Source organism: Phycicoccus sp. (assembly GCF_035325325.1).
In the GTDB taxonomy this organism is placed as follows: Bacteria; Actinomycetota; Actinomycetes; order Actinomycetales; family Dermatophilaceae; genus Phycicoccus.
This window is the reverse complement of record NZ_DAOLAC010000071.1, coordinates 1-2,773: the sequence shown is the minus strand read 5'-3', so window position 1 is coordinate 2,773 and position 2,773 is coordinate 1. Positions and strand designations below refer to the sequence as shown.

4 protein-coding genes are annotated in these 2,773 nt (G+C 72.4%); 3 read left to right on the top strand and 1 reads right to left on the bottom strand.

What is annotated here, in order from left to right; all coding sequences use genetic code 11:
* Both atpD and atpC read left to right on the top strand, forming a co-directional pair.
* Nucleotides 1-852, top strand: an 852-nt coding sequence (gene atpD / locus PKA89_RS20225; protein WP_324422667.1) for a F0F1 ATP synthase subunit beta, incomplete at its 5' end; no start/stop codon positions are given.
* The gene (gene atpC / locus PKA89_RS20220) at nt 849-1,280 is read left to right on the top strand and encodes an ATP synthase F1 subunit epsilon (RefSeq protein ID WP_324422665.1); all 432 of its coding nucleotides are present in this window, start codon (nt 849-851) and stop codon (nt 1,278-1,280) included. The genes atpD and atpC, both read left to right, overlap by 4 nt.
* Here the strand turns inward: atpC and PKA89_RS20215 are convergent.
* A complete protein-coding gene (locus PKA89_RS20215; protein ID WP_324422663.1) occupies nt 1,277-1,954 on the bottom strand; it encodes a helix-turn-helix domain-containing protein in 678 nt (225 codons plus the stop codon). The genes atpC and PKA89_RS20215 overlap by 4 nt on opposite strands.
* A gap of 130 nt (nt 1,955-2,084) precedes the next feature.
* Here PKA89_RS20215 and PKA89_RS20210 point away from each other — a divergent pair.
* The coding region (locus PKA89_RS20210; protein ID WP_324422661.1) for a multicopper oxidase domain-containing protein at nt 2,085-2,773 on the top strand (689 nt) is incomplete at its 3' end.

The window sequence follows — 2,773 nt, the reverse complement described above, 5'->3', positions numbered from 1 at the left end:
GAGCGCACCCGCGAGGGCAACGACCTCTGGCTGGAGATGAAGGAGAGCGGGGTCATCGACAAGACCGCGCTCGTGTACGGCCAGATGAACGAGCCGCCGGGCGCGCGCCTGCGGGTCGCCCTGTCCGGCCTGACCATGGCGGAGTACTTCCGCGACGAGGGCGGCCAGGACGTGCTGCTCTTCGTGGACAACATCTTCCGGTTCGTGCAGGCGGGCTCCGAGGTGTCGGCCCTCCTCGGCCGCATGCCGTCCGCCGTGGGTTACCAGCCCACCCTCCAGGGTGAGATGGGCGACCTCCAGGAGCGGATCACCTCCACCCGGAAGGGCTCGGTCACCTCGATCCAGGCGATCTACGTCCCCGCGGACGACCTGACCGACCCCGCCCCGGCCGCCTCCTTCGCCCACCTCGACGCGACCACGACCCTGAGCCGGTCGATCGCGGAGAAGGGCATCTACCCGGCCGTGGACCCGCTCGACTCGACCAGCCGCATCCTCTCGAAGGAGGGCGTCGGGCCGGAGCACTACGAGGTGGCGACGACGGTCCAGGAGATCCTGCAGCAGTACAAGGACCTGCAGGACATCATCGCGATTCTCGGCGTGGACGAGCTCACCGACGAGCAGAAGCTCGCGGTGTCGCGCGCCCGCCGCATCGAGCGCTTCCTGTCGCAGCCGTTCCACGTCGCCGAGGCCTTCACCGGCACCCCGGGCAAGTACGTGCCCCTGTCGGAGACGATCCGCGGGTTCAAGGAGATCGTCGAGGGCCGCCACGACGACCTGCCCGAGGAGGCGTTCTTCCTCGTCGGCGGGATCGACGAGGCCGTCGAGAAGGCCGCGGAGCTGAAGAACCGGTGAGCACCGCGATCGGACAGGAGCGCAAGCGCCTCGGCGTGCGGCTCCTCACGCCCGAGGGGGCGGTCTTCGACGATGTGGCCTACATGGTCGTCGCGCCGAGCGTCGAGGGCGAGGTCGGCATCCTGCCGCGGCACACGCCGTTCATCGCGTTCCTGCGCCACGGCGAGGTCCGCATCAAGCTGCTCGACGACACCGAGCTGGTCTGGGCCACCACCGAGGGCTACGTCTCGGTGGAGGAGGACCGCGTCCTGATCCTCACCGAGCAGGCCGAGCGCGCCGACGAGATCGACGTGGAGCGCGCGCGGGCGGCCCTCGAGCGCGCCGAGGCCGAGCTGGCCGAGGCCGGCGACGACGACGTGAAGCGCGGCGCGGCCGAGTCGGCCCGCCGCCGCGCCGAGAACCGGCTCCGGGTGGGCGAGAAGGGCTAGTCCGCCCGGGGCGGCAGCCCCCGCACGAGCACACGGCAGCCCGCCGTGACCGGGTCCTTCGGCTCGAAGACCGCGAGGTCGGCGCCGTCGTCGATCCGCTCCAGCGCCCCTCGCACCAGCCCCCGGTGGAGGGCGCAGATGAGGTGTCCGCCCTCCGCCAGCACCGCCTCCTTGAACGGGCACGCGCGGAGCCGCACGTCCATCTCCCCGTGGCGGCGCCCGGCCGCCGGGGTGACCTCCTCGGGGGCGAAGCCGAGTCCCGCGAGCGAGGCGGTGAGCGCCTCGGCGCCGCCCGCTCCCGAGACGAGCCCGCGGCCCCGCTCCCACCCGAACGCCTCCACGTCGTCCTCGGTGGCGCGCATCCGCCGGACCAGCTCCAGCAGCAGGCGCACCAGCTCCCGGTGGCCCACCGCAGCGACGGCGGCGGGGGCGGCCAGGGCGTAGCGCACGCTCGGGCGGCCTCGCCGGCCGGTGGGGGCGGTGGGGGCGGCCACGACCACCCCGGCCCGCTGGAGCCGAGCGAGGTGCTGGCGGACGGCGTTGGTGTGCAGGCCGACCCGTGACGCCAGCTCGGCGACGGTCAGGCCGTCGCCGGAGGCCCCGAGCGCCTCGGCGATCGCCTGCCGCGACGGGTGCGCCAGCGCGCCGGCCTCCTCGGGGGTGAGGCTGGTCACGACTTAAGTCTAGCGGCGAGCGGTGAAAATCGGTGCCCGGCCGGACGCCGCTCGCGGTTTTCTACGGTGAACACAAGAGAAAATCGGGTGGACACTGGAGGCACAGCGAACGCCGAGAGGGGACGCAGCGATGTTCGATCCGGGAACACCCCACTCCACCCGCAAGGCCCGCTGGCCCCTGGTGCTGGCGGCCGTCCTGGCGTTCACCCTCACGGCCGGCGGCATGGTCGCCGCCATCCGGCAGACCGACCGCGCCGACGCCGCGGACCGGACGGCTGCGACCGCCCCGGCCACGATGACCGCCGCGGACCATGCGGCGATGGCGACGACGACCCCCGCCGACGCCCCGGTCGACGCCCCGCGGAACACCCACAGCGCCGCCGTTCCGGCCTACACCCCCGGGGTACAGGTGATCGACTGGGACATGACCGAGAAGGTCGTCGAGATCGCCCCCGGCAAGGTCGTGAAGGTCTGGACCTTCGGCGATCGCGTGCCCGGGCCCGTCGTGCGCGTCCGCGTCGGCGACCTGGTGAAGGTCACGATCAACAACCGGACCACGATGCCGCACTCGATCGACTTCCACGCCGCGCGCATCGCACCGAACACGGCCTTCACGGACGTCAAGCCCGGCGAGCGCTGGAGCTTCGAGTTCCGTGCCACCACTCCCGGCGTCTTCATGTACCACTGCGGCACGGCGCCGGTGGTCCACCACATCGCCAACGGCATGTACGGGATGATCATCGTCGAGCCCGAGGGGGGCCTGCCGAAGGTGGACCGCGAGCTCGCCTTCGTGCAGTCCGACTTCTACGTCTCCGACAC